The sequence below is a fragment of the Pseudomonas sp. AIG genome, assembly GCF_977020205.1.
In genome coordinates, this window is the sequence record NZ_CDROCK010000005.1 from 24589 (window position 1) to 40588 (window position 16000).

The 16000-nt window shown below is 59.5% G+C and carries 13 protein-coding genes; 3 read left to right on the forward strand and 10 right to left on the reverse strand.

Annotated features, from left to right (window positions below; genetic code table 11):
- Window positions 1–103: 103 nt before the first annotated feature.
- Window positions 104–1003: a LysR substrate-binding domain-containing protein gene (locus ACWR1S_RS04900; RefSeq protein WP_454562634.1), complete on the forward strand. Its 900-nt coding sequence runs from the start codon at window positions 104–106 to the stop codon at window positions 1001–1003.
- Between the two features lie 139 nt (window positions 1004–1142).
- On the opposite strand, the gene ACWR1S_RS04905 is transcribed toward ACWR1S_RS04900, so the two are convergent.
- The 6 genes from ACWR1S_RS04905 to ACWR1S_RS04930 form a co-directional block, all read right to left on the reverse strand.
- Window positions 1143–1748, reverse strand: coding sequence for a DUF6338 family protein (locus tag ACWR1S_RS04905; RefSeq protein WP_242206256.1), 606 nt, complete (start codon window positions 1746–1748; stop codon window positions 1143–1145).
- A 102-nt stretch (window positions 1749–1850) separates the two neighbouring features.
- Window positions 1851–3464 (reverse strand): GMC family oxidoreductase, encoded by a 1614-nt coding sequence (locus ACWR1S_RS04910; RefSeq protein WP_454562635.1) that lies wholly within the window; start codon window positions 3462–3464, stop codon window positions 1851–1853.
- Between the two features lie 66 nt (window positions 3465–3530).
- A complete protein-coding gene (locus ACWR1S_RS04915) occupies window positions 3531–4748 on the reverse strand; it encodes a mandelate racemase/muconate lactonizing enzyme family protein (RefSeq protein ID WP_454562636.1) in 1218 nt (405 codons plus the stop codon).
- 1 nt (window position 4749) lies between these two features.
- The gene (locus ACWR1S_RS04920; protein WP_454562637.1) at window positions 4750–6069 is read right to left on the reverse strand and encodes an MFS transporter; all 1320 of its coding nucleotides are present in this window, start codon (window positions 6067–6069) and stop codon (window positions 4750–4752) included.
- Between the two features lie 82 nt (window positions 6070–6151).
- On the reverse strand, window positions 6152–7576 hold the full coding sequence (aldA, locus tag ACWR1S_RS04925; RefSeq protein WP_454562748.1) for an aldehyde dehydrogenase: 1425 nt from the start codon (window positions 7574–7576) through the stop codon (window positions 6152–6154).
- Window positions 7577–7810: 234 nt separating this feature from the next.
- Window positions 7811–8743: a LysR substrate-binding domain-containing protein gene (locus tag ACWR1S_RS04930; protein ID WP_454562638.1), complete on the reverse strand. Its 933-nt coding sequence runs from the start codon at window positions 8741–8743 to the stop codon at window positions 7811–7813.
- Window positions 8744–8929: 186 nt separating this feature from the next.
- Between ACWR1S_RS04930 and ACWR1S_RS04935 the strand changes: the two genes are divergently transcribed.
- Both ACWR1S_RS04935 and ACWR1S_RS04940 read left to right on the forward strand, forming a co-directional pair.
- Window positions 8930–10108: a hypothetical protein gene (locus ACWR1S_RS04935; protein WP_454562639.1), complete on the forward strand. Its 1179-nt coding sequence runs from the start codon at window positions 8930–8932 to the stop codon at window positions 10106–10108.
- Window positions 10109–10316: 208 nt separating this feature from the next.
- Complete coding sequence (locus ACWR1S_RS04940) at window positions 10317–11192, forward strand: LysR substrate-binding domain-containing protein (RefSeq protein ID WP_454562640.1); 876 nt, start codon at window positions 10317–10319, stop codon at window positions 11190–11192.
- A 198-nt stretch (window positions 11193–11390) separates the two neighbouring features.
- On the opposite strand, the gene ACWR1S_RS04945 is transcribed toward ACWR1S_RS04940, so the two are convergent.
- The 4 genes from ACWR1S_RS04945 to fae form a co-directional block, all read right to left on the reverse strand.
- A complete protein-coding gene (locus ACWR1S_RS04945) occupies window positions 11391–12755 on the reverse strand; it encodes an MFS transporter (protein ID WP_454562641.1) in 1365 nt (454 codons plus the stop codon).
- A gap of 166 nt (window positions 12756–12921) precedes the next feature.
- On the reverse strand, window positions 12922–14355 hold the full coding sequence (locus ACWR1S_RS04950; protein WP_454562642.1) for an NAD-dependent succinate-semialdehyde dehydrogenase: 1434 nt from the start codon (window positions 14353–14355) through the stop codon (window positions 12922–12924).
- On the reverse strand, window positions 14352–15386 hold the full coding sequence (locus ACWR1S_RS04955; RefSeq protein WP_454562643.1) for an aldo/keto reductase: 1035 nt from the start codon (window positions 15384–15386) through the stop codon (window positions 14352–14354). The genes ACWR1S_RS04950 and ACWR1S_RS04955 overlap by 4 nt, the downstream gene beginning before the upstream one ends.
- A gap of 10 nt (window positions 15387–15396) precedes the next feature.
- Window positions 15397–15909 (reverse strand): formaldehyde-activating enzyme, encoded by a 513-nt coding sequence (gene fae, locus ACWR1S_RS04960; RefSeq protein WP_093437400.1) that lies wholly within the window; start codon window positions 15907–15909, stop codon window positions 15397–15399.
- Between the last annotated feature and the right edge of the window lie 91 nt (window positions 15910–16000).

A 16000-nucleotide genomic window follows, 5' to 3' on the forward strand; every position in this document is an offset into this window, starting at 1 on the left:
TTGTTTTTTTAGGGATGGCGTAAAGCGATGGACCGATCATGGACGGCGATCATTGATCCCGTCTAATCTAACTTGGCATTCGATTGATACCCGGATTAGATCAATGTTCGAACTGACTCAGCTGCGCTGCTTCACCACTGTCGCCACCGAACTCAACTTTCGCCGCGCCGCCGAGCGACTGAACATGACGCAGCCGCCGCTGAGCCGGCAGATCCAGTTGCTTGAGCATCACTTGGGCGTCGAACTGTTCACCCGCAGCACCCGCAGCGTCGCGCTGACCGCCGCCGGCCGGGCTTTTTTCATCGAAGCACAGAACCTGCTCGAGCGCGCGCAGCAAGCGGCAGTCACCGCCCGGCGGTTTGCCGAGGGCGACATCGGGTCGGTGAACATCAGTTTTGTCGGCAGCGCGGTGTATGAGTTTCTGCCCAAGGTCATCGCCGAGGCGCGACTGAAACAGCCGCAGGTGAAAATCGATCTGTCGGAGAAGAACACTTACCAGCAGCATGAAGCCCTGCGCGCGCGACGCATCGATTTGGGCATCGCCCGTGCGCCATTACTCGAGCCGGGATATGCCACTGAATGTCTGGTGCGCGAGCCGTTTATACTGGCGGTACCGAGTGGTCATCCATTGGCGAGCGCGGCTGAAGTGGCCGTAAGTGACCTGGATAAGCAGCCATTTCTGATGTATTCCCACGCCGCTTATCCGCCGTTCAACGAACTGCTGACCGGCATGCTGCGCTCGGCCCGGGTTGCACCGGATTACGTGCAGTGGTTGGGGTCGTCGCTGACGATTCTGGCACTGGTGAATGCCGGGATGGGTCTGGCGCTGGTGCCGCGTTGTGCGACCAGTGTGGTGTTCAGGAATGTGGTGTTTCGCGATATCGATCTGGGCGAAGGGGTGCAGAGCGAGCTGCATCTGATCTGGCGGGAGAACAACGACAACCCGGCGTTTGCGATGTTGCTGGAAGCGATTCGCCGGGCGGTGGCTGAGGGGTGGGGATGAAAGGTTGACGGTGCTGATCAGCGCTTTGGTGGAGGGGGCGCGCTCGGGCCTTTGACCAGCGGTTTTGCCAATGGCTTGCCGTCTGGGCCCACGAAGAGACGCGCCACGTGAGGTGGCATGGGATTGGGTGCTTTTGCGCTCATGAAACAACCTCCTCGACAGAATTGAATTCGACCCACTGAACTTTTGAGGAATCTATCACCATTAATTCGGCGCCAAAAGTGATCAGCTCGCCACCATCGCCAAGCCATTGTGGATTTAGCAAGATAAATTGCCCTTCCGATGGACCTGAGGGCCACTCCAAAGGCCAGCCAAACAATCGCCTCTCGTCATTCAGTTGCAAAGTGACAAGGCGATCCTGTCGCTCAAAAGCGCTGTACCACTCGCTAGGATGGGAGCTTTTGCGTGTCAGGTGTCGCTTGCGTAGCCACACATGCAACATCCCGTTTGAAGCCAAATAACAGAAAAGCCCGGCGAGACATACTGAAACAATAAATGCCCACAACGCTTCCGCCCGAGCATCCCATTTCCCTACAGAAAAGCCTTTCGAACCCACCCACAGACAAATTGCCCCAATCCCCAAAACCGCGCCCTGAATCACAAACGTAAAAATCAACGCCTGCACGATCTGCCCAAACGTATCGGGTCGTTTGAAAGCCGTCAGCGAATAAAAAATCCACGCCGACAAAAAACCGGGAATCAGGTACTGCAACAGCGGAATAACTTCTTTGACCAGATCATCCATGATCCGAGGCTCCTTGAAAGACCGGTCGATCTGACTATCGACCGCCCCTCAAAAGCCTAGTGCACACCGCTGAAAACCCTCGCGCGCAACTGTCACCACTCATTACACATCCTGCAAAATCAGATCCGCGCCCTTCTCCGCCACCATCAACACCGCTGCGTGAGTATTGCCCGAGGTCACATTCGGAAAAATCGACGCATCAACAATCCGCAGCCCGTCGAAACCGTGCACCTTCAGCCGCTTGTCAACCACCGACGTCTGCTCGTCAACGCCCATCGCGCACGAACCACAGAGGTGATAGATCGAGCCACAGTTATCGCGGAAGTACTGCAACATCTGCTCGTCAGTTTCCACCGCTGGCCCCGGTAAAACCTCATCTACCGTGATGCTCTTGAGCGCCGGAGCGTTCATGATCTTGCGCATCAGACGACTACCCTGAATGACCTCGTCGATGTCCTTTTGCGTGCTCAGGTAGTTCGGATCGATCAGCGCCGCATCCCGGGGATTTTTCGAGGCGATCTCGATATGCCCACGACTGGTCGGCCGGCACGGATTGAAGCACAGCAGGAAGCCGGAATACGGCTCGGGCTTGAGGCTGGCCTTGTTGTTTTTCGGAATCTGGTACGACAGCGGGTTGAAATACAGCTGCAGGTTCGGATGATTCTGCTGCGCGTCGCCACGGAAAAAACCACCGGCCTGATTGACGCTCATGGCCAGGGCGCCCTTGCGCGTCAGCAGGTATTTCACGCCGAGTTTGAACTGACCGAACAGCGAACTCAGCTCATCGTTAAGCGTCGGGATATTGGCCTTGTAGTAATAGCTGGCGCACAGGTGATCCTGCAGGTTCTGCCCCACGGCCGGCAGGTGTCTGACCAGAGGAATGCCGTGCCTGGCCAGCAACGCGCTGTCCGCCACGCCGGACAATTGCAGGATCTTCGGCGTGTCGACCGCACCGGCGCACAGGATCACTTCCTTGCGTGCGGTGAAGGTTCGCACCACGCCATGCTGAGTAATCGAGATCCCGCTCGCACGTTGTTGCGCATCATCAAACAACACCCGATCCACCAGCGCGAAATGCTCGACGGTCAGGTTCGGCCGCTTCAGTGCCGGATGCAGATGCGCGAAGCTGCTGGAGCAGCGCTGACCGTTTTTGGTGTTGACGTCGTAGAGACCCGCCCCTTCGAACTTTGCCCCGTTGAAATCTTCACTGCGCGGATAGCCGAGTTCCGAGCAGCCCTCAAGGAACACATCGCAGATCGGATGCGTCTGGCCCTTCATCGGCGTAATACTGATCGGGCCGCTGCCACCGTGATATTCGCTGTCGCCCAACGGATGGTTTTCCAGTTTGCGGAAGTACGGCAACACATCCTTGAAGCCCCAACCGTCGTTGCCATTGGCGGCCCAATCATCAAAGTCATGAGCCTGGCCGCGCACGTAGATCATCGCGTTGATCGACCCGGAACCGCCCTGCACTTTGCCGCGCGGGGCGTAGATTTCGCGGTTGCCCAATTGCTTTTGTGGCTGGCTGTAATACATCCAGTTGAAGGTCGGGTTGTAATACATTTTGGCAAAGCCGACCGGGATCTTGAACCACAGCGAGCTGTCTTTGCCGCCGGCTTCCAGCAACAGCACGGTGTGTTTGCCCGAGGCCGAGAGCCGGTTGGCCAGCACGCAGCCAGCGGCGCCAGCGCCAGCGATGATGTAGTCGTATGTCATGCACGGTTACCGCGTAAGTCGTTGTTCAAAATTCGGCTCGCTCCCACAGGAACTGCGCCTGCCGTGTCAGCCGCGAGCTGGCGAGGTGTCTTTCACATCCGCTGGGGTCGGCGCCATCTGCAGGTGCAGCCGCTCACCGGTGTACGGCGAATGCCGGCGCACCACGTCCATGTTCAGCTCGACCCCAAGACCCGGCTCGCTGGAGGGAATGATGTAGCCGTCTTCCCACTGCAACGGTTTGGTCAGTACTTCGGCGTGAAAGCCGCCCCAGGTCTCGATGCTTTCCTGAATCAGGAAGTTCGGTGTGCAGGTCGCCAACTGGAAACTCGCCGCCGCACCAATTGGCCCGTTGTACAGATGCGGGGCGATTTGCGCGTAGTAGGCTTCGGCCATGCTGGCGATCTTCTTGGCTTCGAGCAGGCCGCCGCAGCGCGCCACGTTCATCTGCAGAATCGACGCGCCGCCGGCCTGCAACAGCTTGAAAAATTCGTACTTGGTGGTCAGGCGCTCGCCGGTGGCAATCGGGATGCTGGTCTTCGCCGCGACTTGCGCCATGGCCTCTTCCTGACCCGGCGGCACCGGCTCTTCGAACCACAGCGGGTCGTATTTCTCCAGGCGCTTGGCCAGGCGGATTGCCGACGACGGCACCATCTGCCCGTGGGTGCCGAACAGCAGATCGCACTTGTCGCCCACCGCTTCACGAATCTTGCGGCAGAAGGTTTCGCAGCGCTCCAGCACTTCCAGGGAAATCTGGTGCCCGGAGTACGCGGTGTAAGGTCCGGCCGGGTCGAACTTCACGGCGGTGAAGCCTTTGTTCATGTTGTCGATGGCGCATTCGGCGGCCAGATCCGGGTCGTCGTAGTCGTACTCGCCACGGCTGTTGACCGGGTACAGGTAGGTGTAGGAACGCAGGCGTTCGTTGACCTTGCCGCCGAGCAGTTCGTACACCGGCTTGTTCGCCGCTTTGCCGATGATGTCCCAGCAGGCCATCTCCAGACCGCTGACCACACCCATCATGGTCAGGTCGGGACGCTGGGTGAATCCGCTGGAATAGGCTTGGCGAAAGAAACGTTCGATGTGGTGCGGATCATGATTGAGCAGGTAGCGTTCGAACACGTCTTCGATGATCGGCAGCATGGCTTTCGGGCCAAAGGTCGCGGCGTAGATCTCGCCGACACCTTCGATTCCGCAGTCGGTCTTGAGCTTGACGAACAGCCAGTACATGCCGCCGATGTGCGGTGGCGGTACGGCAACGATATGGGTTTCAAGGGCGATGATTTTCATCTCAGGCACCTGCTTTTTTCGAAGATTGACGATTGATTCGGGCACGCAGGGTCACGGCAGCGAGGGTGCCGACCAGACCGATAGTGGCGATGTAGCCGAAGTAGAGCTTGTAGCCGAGGGCACCGGGAAAGTGCTCGGTGAGGTAGCCGTTGATCAGCGGAATAAAGGCATCCGGCATGTAGCCGACCACCGAGACGATGCCGATGGCCAGACCGGTGATGCGCAGCGGAATGTTGCAACTGTCGAGAATCGCCCAGTACAGACCGCGAATCGCGTAAGTCATCAGGCCGATGAAAATCACCGTGGCAATCAACAGACCGATGCTGTTGAGCGCGGGAAACACGATCAGCCCGACGATCGCCAGACTCGCCAGCAACAGCGCGACGATCAGCACCGAAATATTCGAGAACTTGTCGCCCAGCCAGCCGCCGCCAATGCCACCGATCGGACGCATCCAGAGTTTGATCGTGGTAATCGTGCCAGCCATGACGGCGGTCATGCCGCTGCCTTGCAGATAGTCGGAGAAACTGTAGGTGGCCCAGAAGATGTGATAACCGCAGAACACGATGGCGGTGACCAGCCACAGCTCAGGGATTTTCACCAGCGTGGTCAGGTCGGCGAGCAGATTGAACTTGCCCTTCTCCACCGCTGGCGTGTCTTCCATCGACTTCGGGTCCTTGATCAGCACCAGCAGACAACCGATGACGATACAGGTGAAGGCGTACAGGTAAACCACATGTCTGAAGCCTTCGGCGGTCGACTCGCCACGGGTCTCCGTGGCGAAGGCAAACAAGCCCAGTGCAACCGTCGCCAGCAACGCTTCGACCAAGCCGCGACCACCGTCGAGAATGCCGAAGAACCGGCCCTGCTCGGTGTGATGCGCAATCATTTTCACGCGTTTGAGTACCGAGGCCCAGAAGGTCAAACCGGTGGTCAAACCCCAGCAGCCGAAGATGATCATCAGCCCGGTCATCGAAGGCGCAGTGGAATACCAAAGGCCCAAGGCACCAGTGGCCACCAGCGAGAAGAAAATCAAAAAGCGCGGTGCGATGCGATCGGCCAGCCAGCCGCTCGGCAAGTAACTGAGCAGGAAGATCGTGCCAAGCATCGAGTACAGATAACCCAGCTCGCTGTGGTTGATCTGGAACACCTCGAGCATGGTCGTTTGATAGACCTGACGCAGGTACAGAATCGGATAGATCGCGCCGGCGGCGAGCACCAGCAACATCAATTGGAAATAGCGACTTCCCTTGTCGCTCTGGCTTTTCACAGCCGAATCGGAACCCTGAACAGCGGCAGCAGAGGATGCATGCTTGGACATTGAAGTGACCTCGGGCAACCCGTGCTCCGGGCGCCCCTGATAATTGTTTTTATAGGTGCAGCGTGAGGCGTGTTGCAGTGGATCAGTACTTCATGACCACGAGTCGGGTCTGGGTGAATTCGAGCATGCCGTGCTTGCCGTCATCGCCGCCCAGGCCGGAGCGTTTCCAGCCGGCGTGGTAGCCCTGATACGGGTCAGCCGGGGTGCGATTGACGTACAACTCGCCGGCCTCGATGGCGTTGGCGACTTTCTGCGCGGTGCGGTAGTTCTCGGTGTAGAGCACCGACGACAGGCCGAACTGATGGTCGTTGGCCATGGCCAGCGCGTCGTCGATGTCGCGGTACTTGAGCACCGGCAGCACCGGGCCGAAGATTTCCTCCTGGACGATTTCCATGTCCTGACGGCAACCGCTGAGCAGCGTCGGCGGATAGAAATGCCCCGGGCCTTGCGGCAGCACGCCACCGCTTTCGAGCGTGGCGCCGTCAGCGATGGCGCGCTCGACCATGGCGTGGATGTTCTGCTGCGAACTGGCGTTGACCAGCGGTCCCATCAGGCTGGCGTCGGTGGCGCGGTCGCCGAATTTCACTTTTGCGATTTTGGCCTTGAGCAGCGCGAGGAATCGGTCGTGGACGCTTTCCTGCACGTAGACGCGCTCGACCGCTGTGCACAACTGCCCGCAATGCGTGGTTTTCGACGCGATGATTGCTGTCGCGGCCGCTTCCAGGTCGGCATCCGCTTCGATGATCGCCGGGGTCTTGCCACCCAGTTCCAGCGAAGGTTTGGCGATGTTTGCCTTGCAATAATCGAGAACGATGCGCCCGGCGTTGACGCTGCCGGTCAAGGTAATCAGGCCCACGGCTTTATGGGTGCAGACGGCCGCCGCCGTGGCGTGATCCATGGTCAGGATATTGATCACACCGGCCGGCATGCCCGACTGCTGCACCGCTTTGGCAATTTCGAATGCCGAGGTCGGTGTGTTGTTGCTGGGGCGCACCACCACGGTGTTGCCGGCAATCAGCGCCGGGGCGATTTTGCGCAGCAACGTGTAAACCGGGTAGTTGAACGGGATCAGGCAGGCCACGACGCCGATCGGCTCGCGGTGCAAAAACAGGTTTTCGTCAGGGCTGTCGCTGGGGATGATTTCGCCTTCGATGCGCCGCGCCCATTCGGCGTGGTAGCGAGTGATCTGCGCGGCATAACGGGCTTCGTTGCTGGCATCGCTGACGCTTTTGCCAGACTCGGCGGCCAGTGCGCTGCCGATGGCTTCGGCACGCTCTTCCAACGCTGCGGCAAAGGCTCGCAGATGTTCGGCGCGCTCGATGCTGGTGAGTTTGCCCCAGACCTTTTGCGCCGCTGCCGCCGCATCGACCGCTGCGCTGGCTTCCTCGGCGGTGGCACCCGAGACATGGCCGAGCAACGCTTCGGTAGCCGGGTTGTAGACCGCGATCAGCGCCGCGCTGGCAGGCTCGATGAATTGGCCGTTAACAAAATTTCGCTCGATTCGCATGTGCATCGCCCATCGTTTGTTTTTATCAATGCCGCCAGTCTTGGCATCGATGGCGGGTTGAACAAACGATTTATCGGGCGGTTAAACATTCGAAAAATGCAGGTTACCCCCGCATCGGCACAAATCCCCTGTAGGAGTGAGCCTGCTCGCGATGGCGGTGTGTCAGCCACCTATTTTTCGCTGATACACCGCCATCGCGAGCAGGCTCACTCCTACAAGGGAATCCGGGCTGATTCAGATAGCAGCGGTCGAAGGCTCTAACTGGCGCTGCGCCAGCCAGATCTCCTCCTGCAGCCATTGAGCAAAAACCTGCAACTGCGGCATCTCGGTCTGCTCCGGCCGGGTCACCAGCCAATACGACTGGTGTCCCTCCACATACACATTCAGCACTTGCGTCAACTGCCCGCTGGCCAGTTCCGCAGCGACCATATGCCAGTCGGCAATGGTGATACCCAGACCATCGGTCGCCGCCCGAATCGCCAGATCGAGCAGATCGAACTCGTAGCCGCCCTGGGTATCCACGCCGGTGATGCGCGCCGCGTCGAGCCAGTGATTCCAGGTCAGGTAGCGCTGATCTTCCCTGGCCAGAACGTGGAGCAAGGTCAGGCGATTGAGGTCGATGCCTTGCTCGCCACTCTCGCGGGCATACAACGATGGCGCACACACCGCGATGTGGCGCTCTTGAACCAGTAGCGAACTGTCGAGACCGTCCCATTCGCCATTGCCAAATCGAATCGCACAATCGAGCGTGCTGGTTTCCGCCAGACTGTCCTGCAAGCGCGTGGTGATGCTCAGTTCCAGCTCGGGATGTTGCTCGCGCAGTCGACCCAGACGCGGCATCAACCAGCGACTGGTAAAGGTCGGCGGTGCATTGATGTGCAATCGGTTGGCGTGGGTTTTCTGCTGAATGCTGCGCACCGTCAGCTCGATCTTGTCGAACGACTGGTGCAGCGCCCGCAGGAGAATCTTGCCGGCAGCGGTCAGTTCCAGATGATGGTGACGGCGTTCCAGCAGGCTCTCGCCGAGCTGTTCCTCCAATTGCCGCACCTGACGACTGACCGCACTCTGGGTGACATTGAGCAACTCGGCGGCGCGGGTAAAACTGCCGGTGCTGCCGGCCACTTCGAACGCCTTGAGCGCGTTCAGGCCGGGCATTTTGCGTTTCATATCAAGGCACTCGAAAACCACTGACAAGGCGCAAAGCATCCCATGAGTGTGCCGGACTGTCCTACAGGAATTTGCGAGTAACATGCATTCGATGCAGGTTTGCTTACCGTTTTTATCGTTTGTTCAACACACACCGGATGGCAAAACTGCGCGGCATCTCTAATAAAAACAATCGAGAGCCGCTCCATGCCCTTCTCTGCTTCCTTGCGCTTGCGCAGCACTTCCCTTGCTCTGTTCTGCAGCATTGCCGCCCCGGCGATGGCCGTGCAGGTCACCGACAACCTTGATCTGGGCGGCGCCATTCGTGCGCGCTGGGATCTCGACCCGGATCGCGACATTCAGAAGTTCGGCCTCGACACGGTATTCCTCAGCGCCAAGTACAATTCCGACAGCTGGATCGGTGAGGCGCAGTACCGCTTTTACGGTCGCTCGTATCCCTACCAGTACACGAAAAACTACGGCGATATCCAGTTCGCCAAGTTCGCCTGGGCCGGCTACAAGTTCAATCCCGATCAGCAAGTACAAGTCGGCCTGAACACCGTGCCGTTCGGTTTGCAGCCGTACTTCGGCAGTACTTTTTACGAAACCCTCGGCAACGTCATTGGCCTTGAAGACGTGCAGCAAGTCGGCGCCAAGTACATCCAGCAAAGCGGCGACTGGAACCTCCAGGCCGGCTACTACCTGCGCCCGGCATGGCAAGGCAAAGGCACCAGCAATGGCGTGAGCTATTCCAGCATTGTCTCCGAAGCCGACAGTTACGTGGCCGACGGCAGCGACAATCAGGAACGCAACACCGTGGTGCTGCGCGTCGCCAAGGCACTTGATCTGGGCCCGTGGAAGTCCGAAGTCGGCATCTCCGGCCTGACCTCAAGCCTGCAAAATCGCGACACCAACAACGATGGTCGGCGCAACGCCGTGGCCATTCACTATCTGGGCAAGAACGGCCCGTGGGGCGTGCAACTGCAAGCGGCGCGGCAGCAGATGTCGCCGCGCAATCCGGGCAGTGATGAAGTGGTGACGTTGGGCGGGTATGACGGTACTTACAATGTCGCCAGTCGCGGCAATCTGTACGTCGCGGACTTGAGCTATGACGTGGCGGGCAAATACCTCTTCGATCAGGTCAGCGGGGTCAAGCTTTACGCCAACTACAGCGCCTTCGACAAATCCGCCAGCGGCTACAAGACATCAGAGCGGATGATCCTCGGCAGCTCGTTTTCGGTCAGCAAACTGTGGGTCGCGGCCGAGTGGTTGTTTGGCCGGAATGATCCGTACATTGGCGGCAGCAGTTACACTCAAAGCCTGGGAGCGGGTGGGCTGGATCAGTGGGAGAACCAGGTGTATGTGAACGTTGGTTACTACTTCTGATCCAGATTGTTCGAATTCATGAAATAGCTATCGCGAGCAGGCTCACTCCTACACTTGGAATGTATTTCAAAGTGGGAGCGAGCCTGCTCGCGAAGGCGCCCGCACAAACTCCACTTGCATCAAACCCTCACCAATAGTCAGATACCCCCTACAAACAAAACCTACAAAAACAAACCGAGCCAAACGCTCGATCCGGGGTTCTGCCTCCATGCGTCAACTGCCCTCCCTCAACACCCTGCGCGTGTTCGAAGAAGTCGCGCGTCATCGCAGTTTCAGCCAGGCCGCACTCGGCCTGAACGTCACCCAGGGCGCAGTCAGTCGTCAGATCAAACAGCTCGAAGACTACCTCGGCGTCGCGCTGTTCGTGCGCACCCCGCAAGGCCTGTCGCTGACCGAAGCCGGCAGCAACCTTAAACCGCATCTGGCCGAAGCGTTCGACCACATGGAACGCGCCCTGCAAGCCGTACGCGTGCCCAACCTGCGCCAACGTCTGCGCGTACTCGCTCCGCCCACCTGGGCGACGCGCTGGCTATCGCCGCATCTGCGCGCGTTCTGCCAGCGCTACCCGGACATCAGCCTCAGCGTGACCAATCAGGCCAGCCACGACAGCCTCGCGGAAATCGACTGTCACATCCGTTTCGGTCTCGCGGCGTCCACCCAGTGCACCAGTCAATTGCTGGTGATGGAACGGCACATCGCCGTGGCCAGTCCAGAGCTGTTCAATGGCGATCAAGCGCCGGATCTGCGCGAGTTTCCATTGCTGCACATCCTGCATGACGGCAAGCGTCTGAAGGTCTGGGAAAACTGGCTGGCGGCGATGGGTCGTGAAGATATCGATGCGGGACAGGGGCTGGAATTCAGCACGCTCGATCAGGTGATCCACACCGCGCTGGCCGGTGGCGGACTGGCGGTGATTGATCGGCAGATGATCGAGAAGGAACTGGCCAACGGCAGCCTTGTGCCGATCACTCCGATTGAAGTGATCGGGCCGTATGGCTATTGGCTGGATGTGGCGAATGACAAGCAGGGATTGTCGAAGGTGAAGCTGTTTACTGACTGGCTGAGTCTGGTGAGCAATCCCTGAATTGCCCTCACCCTAGCCCTCTCCCGGAGGGAGAGGGAACTGACCGAGGTGATTATTCGAACTACGCCGACCTGAGATACCGAGTCGAACGTAGATTTTGAGTACTACATAGATCGCCCCCCTTTCCCCCTCGCCCCTTGGGGGCGGTCCGACGTTTCGGGAGGGCTGGGGTGAGGGGGAGGTTTTAAGCCTTGCACATCAAATCGGCGTGGCGACTTTACTCACGACAATCGAACTCCCTTCCACCAGGCTCTGCGCCTTGCACGCCTGGCTCAACGTCAGCGACTTGGTCTCCGGCGCCCACGCCCACGACAGCCATGCGCCAATCGCCAGAATCGCCGCGAGAATGCCCATGGTCGGACTCAAGCCGATCCCGGCCACACTCACCGGCAACAGAAACGTACTGACGGCCGAACCCAAGCGACTCACCGCCGTTGCCAGCCCGATACCACTGGCGCGAACCTCAGTCGGAAAGCTCTCGGCCGGAAACACCCCGACCAGATTGCTCACCGCCGACAACACCAAGGTGAACAGGCCAAACACCAGCACCATCAGCCACGCCGCGCTGCCCGGCAGCACCGCCAGCAGAAACAGCGCCACTGCGAGAATGATGAACGAGTTGATGAGAAAGCCGCGCCGGGTGAATTTGATCGTGCACCAGATGCCGATCAGCGCGCCGAGGATCAGCAACATGTTCAACATCAACTCAGTGCCGAAGCCTTCGGCCAGGCCCATCTTCTGCAGGATCGACGGCAGAAACGTATAGATGGCGAAGTACGGCATCACGATGCACACGAAAAACAGGCAGTTGAACGCCGTGCGCTTGCGATATTCACGGCTGAACAGCACCGCATAACCCGATCGGGTTTCCGTGGAGCGGGTTTCGTCGAGTTCAACGTTGTCACCCAGATGCTTTTTGACGATCGCCCGCGCCTCGGCGATGCGCCCCTGATTGACCAGCCAGCGTGGCGATTCCGGCGTGCCGATGCGCGCGATCAGAATCAACGCTGCCGGGATTGCCGACGATGCCAGCATCCAGCGCCAGGCGTCATCGCCAAGGCTGAGCATTGCGGTGCCAACGAAGGTCGCGGCAACATAACCAAAGGTCCAGATCACGCTGAACGAACCCAGCAAAACGCCGCGATGTTTCTTCGGCGAGAACTCGGCCAGCATCGCGTGACCGACGCTGAAATCACCGCCCAAGCCGATGCCGATAAGCACTCGGCAAAGAAACAGACTCATCGCTGTTTCGACATAAAACTGCATCACCGAGGCCACGGTGATCAGCACAAAACTGACCAGAAAGATTTTCTGCCGGCCGACCTTGTCCGAGATCCAGCCGAAAAACAGACTGCCGAGAAACAGCCCGATCAATGCCGACGCGCCGATCAAGCCTTGCCAGAACGCGTCCAGTTGCATTTGCGGGCTGAGCAAGGTGAAGGCGATGCCGATCAGGCCGAGAATGTAGCCGTCGGTGAAGTGCGCGCCGAAGGTCAGACCGGCGATCTTGATGTGGAACCGGCCGATCGGCAGGTCGTCGATTTTTATGGGTTGAGCGGACATGTTCGTCTCCAATTGTTGTTATTGACGGAGAAACCGATTGCTCTTGCTTGGTTGTATGTGGGAGCGAGCCTGCTCGCGAAGGCTGAGTGTCAGTTCATATAAGCGTTGACTGATACACCTCATTCGCGAGCAAGCCCGCTCCCACAAAGGGGATCTTCGCTGAGGGTCAGAGGCCACCCATCAACAGATATTTGATCTCCAGATAGTCATCCAGCCCGTACTTCGAACCTTCGCGGCCGAGGCCCGATTCCTTGATCCCGCCGAACGGTGCCACCTCGGTGGAGATGATCCCTTCGTTGATCCCGACCATGCCCGCCTCCAGCCCTTCGGCCATGCGCCAGACCCGGCCGATGTCGCGGCTGTAGAAGTACGCCGACAAACCGAATGGCGTGTCATTGGCCCGCGCCAGCACTTCGGCCTCGTCCTGGAAACGGAAGCAAGCCGCCACCGGGCCGAACGTTTCGTCCTGGGCAATCAGCATGTCGCCGTTGACTTCGGTAAGGATGGTCGGCTCATAGAACGTGCCGCCCAAGGCGTGACGACGACCGCCGCACAACAGCGTCGCACCTTTCTCTAGAGCATCGCTGACATGGCTTTCGACCTTGGCCAGCGCCGCACTGTTGATCAGCGGCCCTTGTTCGGTTTCACCGTCCAGCGCATGGCCGACGCGCATCGCCGCCACCGCTTCGGCGAGCTTGCCGGTGAAGGCCTCGTAAACGCCGTCCTGAATAAAGAAGCGATTCACACAGACGCAGGTCTGCCCGGTGTTGCGGAACTTCGAGGCCATTGCGCCTTTGACCGCAGCATCCAGATCGGCATCGTCGAAGACAATGAACGGCGCGTTGCCACCCAGTTCCAGCGAGACCTTTTTCAAGGTGTCGGCGGCCTGGCGCATGAGCAGTTTGCCGGTGCGGGTTGAGCCGGTGAACGACAGTTTGCGCACAACACTGGACGCCTGCAGCGCGCCGCCGATAGCGATCGCATCGCCGGACACGATGTTGAATACGCCGGCCGGAATCCCCGCCTGCTCGGCCAATACGGCCAAGGCAAACGCCGACAACGGCGTCTCTTCCGAAGGCTTGAGAATCATCGTGCAACCCGCCGCCAGCGCCGGGCCGACTTTGCGGGTGACCATCGCCAGCGGGAAGTTCCACGGGGTGATCGCCGCGACCACGCCGATGGCTTCCTTGACCACAATGATCCGCGCATCGGCCTTGTGACTCGGGATCACATCACCGTAGGCACGCTTGGCTTCTTCGCCAAACCACTCGAGAAAACTCGCTGCGTAAACCACTTCGCCCATGGCCTCGGCCAGCGGCTTGCCTTGTTCGCGGCTGAGCAACGTGGCCAGATCTTTCTGGCTGGCGAGCATCAACTCGCTCCAGCGCTTGAGGCGTTGACTGCGTTCCTTCGCGGTCAATTTGCGCCACGCCGGCAGTGCGCGGTGGGCGGCGTCGATGGCCAGGTTGGTCTCTTCGGCGCCAGCCTTCTGCACCTCAGTGATCAGCTCGCCGTTGGCCGGGTTGCGCACCGGATAGGTCGCACCGCCCTGCCCCCACTGGCCATCAATGAAGTTGCCGTGTCGGATCAAATCGCTCATGCCACCGCTCCCTGCAGAGTGAACCGCTCCAGCCCCGGACGCGCCGAGCGCAGGATGCGTTTACCGGCGGTGTAGTCGTTGATCACATCGCAGGGGGTGTAATTGCGCTCCAGTTCATACAGCTCATCAGCATCAAGTCGGGTCTCGAGTGCAGCCAATGCGCTGTCGAATTGCGCGGTGGTATCCGCACCGACCAGCATGCAATCAACACCCGGATGATTGGCCACCCACGCCTGGGCGATCTGCGCATTCGATACACCGCGAGCGCGGGCTACGCGCTGCACCGAGTGGGCAATTTCGAACGAGGCTTCGTCGCTGTACATCTGCTGAGTGAAGAAGTCGGTCTGGTTACGGGTCGACTGCACGTCGCCAGTCAACAGACCGCGCGCCAAGGGACTGAACACCGAAACGCCAATCCCCTGATCGCGGCAGAACGGAATCATCTCGCGCTCTTCTTCGCGGTAAGCGCAGTTCAGTTGCAGCTGCATGTTGATCGGCTTGACCCAGCCGTTGCGCTCGCAGGCCATGAGGATTTTCGCCAGTTGCCCGGTGAGCATGGTCGACACGCCGATGTAACGTGCCTTGCCCGAGCGCACGATGTCGTTCAGCGCGCCCATGGTTTCTTCGACCGGGGTGTTCACATCGAAGTAATGCAGCATGAACACATCGACGTAATCCATGTCCAGACGCTTCAGCGAAGCGTCGATGCTGTCCATGATGTGCTTGCGCGAATGGCCGCTGGCATTGATGCCGCTGCGGGTGCCGTAACCGACCTTGGTGGTGATCACCAGGTCTTCGCGGCGGGCCAGACGCTTGACGATGCGCCCGACCACTTCTTCACCGACACCGGCGGAATAGAAGTCGGCGAGGTCGATGAAATTCACGCCGTTATCCAAGGCGTGGGCGACGATCGGCTCGCTCTGTTTTTCGTTGAAGATCCACGGTTTCCAGTCCGGCGTGCCCATGTTCATCGTGCCCAGGCACAGACGCGAAACCTGCAGGCCGGAGTTGCCCAAACGGATGTATTGCATGGCGTCGACCTCAGGCTTTTGGCGTATAGAAAGGGTTGCTGATGTGCGCAACGACATCTTTCAATTGCGCAGTTTCCGGCTTGCCGGTCAGGGCCGCGCGGATCGCCGTGCGGCAGGCGTTGTAGTTGTTCAGATACACCGCGTCGAGGTCGTCGCAAGCCGGGTTGACCCAGTTGGCGGTGACGATCGCCCACTCGTCTTCGGCTTCCGGCGGCAGCGTGCCGTCGAGCAGCGCTTCGAGCACGGCTTTGGCGATCCCGGCTTGCGAGGCACCCCACGTGGCGTTGCCGTGCAGGTCGCTGCTGATCGCGGCTTTGTTGACGTACAGGGTCATCGGCTTGACCGGGATGTTCGGTTGCGCAATCACCATGAACGGGCAGTGGCCCTGGCTAGGCGATGCGAGGCTGTTGGCGAACGCCTGCCCCGCCGGACCATTGCGCGGGCCGATCAGAATATTGATGTGTGCGGCGTTGACGCCCGGGCCTTCGAAACCTTCACCGATGTACAGGTCGAGTTCTTTCATCAGTCATTACTCTTGTGCGATACGAGGGATGTTCGATAGCTCACGCAGGCCGAACGGCGAGCGTGGTCAATAACGGGCGTGGGGAGAGACG

Coding starts and splice junctions, on each gene's coding strand:
- ACWR1S_RS04900 (WP_454562634.1), top strand. CDS start 104: ATGTTCGAACTGACTCAGCTGCGCTGCTTCACCACTGTCGCCACCGAA.
- ACWR1S_RS04905 (WP_242206256.1), bottom strand. CDS start 1,748: ATGGATGATCTGGTCAAAGAAGTTATTCCGCTGTTGCAGTACCTGATT.
- ACWR1S_RS04910 (WP_454562635.1), bottom strand. CDS start 3,464: ATGACATACGACTACATCATCGCTGGCGCTGGCGCCGCTGGCTGCGTG.
- ACWR1S_RS04915 (WP_454562636.1), bottom strand. CDS start 4,748: ATGAAAATCATCGCCCTTGAAACCCATATCGTTGCCGTACCGCCACCG.
- ACWR1S_RS04920 (WP_454562637.1), bottom strand. CDS start 6,069: ATGTCCAAGCATGCATCCTCTGCTGCCGCTGTTCAGGGTTCCGATTCG.
- aldA (WP_454562748.1), bottom strand. CDS start 7,576: ATGCGAATCGAGCGAAATTTTGTTAACGGCCAATTCATCGAGCCTGCC.
- ACWR1S_RS04930 (WP_454562638.1), bottom strand. CDS start 8,743: ATGAAACGCAAAATGCCCGGCCTGAACGCGCTCAAGGCGTTCGAAGTG.
- ACWR1S_RS04935 (WP_454562639.1), top strand. CDS start 8,930: ATGCCCTTCTCTGCTTCCTTGCGCTTGCGCAGCACTTCCCTTGCTCTG.
- ACWR1S_RS04940 (WP_454562640.1), top strand. CDS start 10,317: ATGCGTCAACTGCCCTCCCTCAACACCCTGCGCGTGTTCGAAGAAGTC.
- ACWR1S_RS04945 (WP_454562641.1), bottom strand. CDS start 12,755: ATGTCCGCTCAACCCATAAAAATCGACGACCTGCCGATCGGCCGGTTC.
- ACWR1S_RS04950 (WP_454562642.1), bottom strand. CDS start 14,355: ATGAGCGATTTGATCCGACACGGCAACTTCATTGATGGCCAGTGGGGG.
- ACWR1S_RS04955 (WP_454562643.1), bottom strand. CDS start 15,386: ATGCAATACATCCGTTTGGGCAACTCCGGCCTGCAGGTTTCGCGTCTG.
- fae (WP_093437400.1), bottom strand. CDS start 15,909: ATGAAAGAACTCGACCTGTACATCGGTGAAGGTTTCGAAGGCCCGGGC.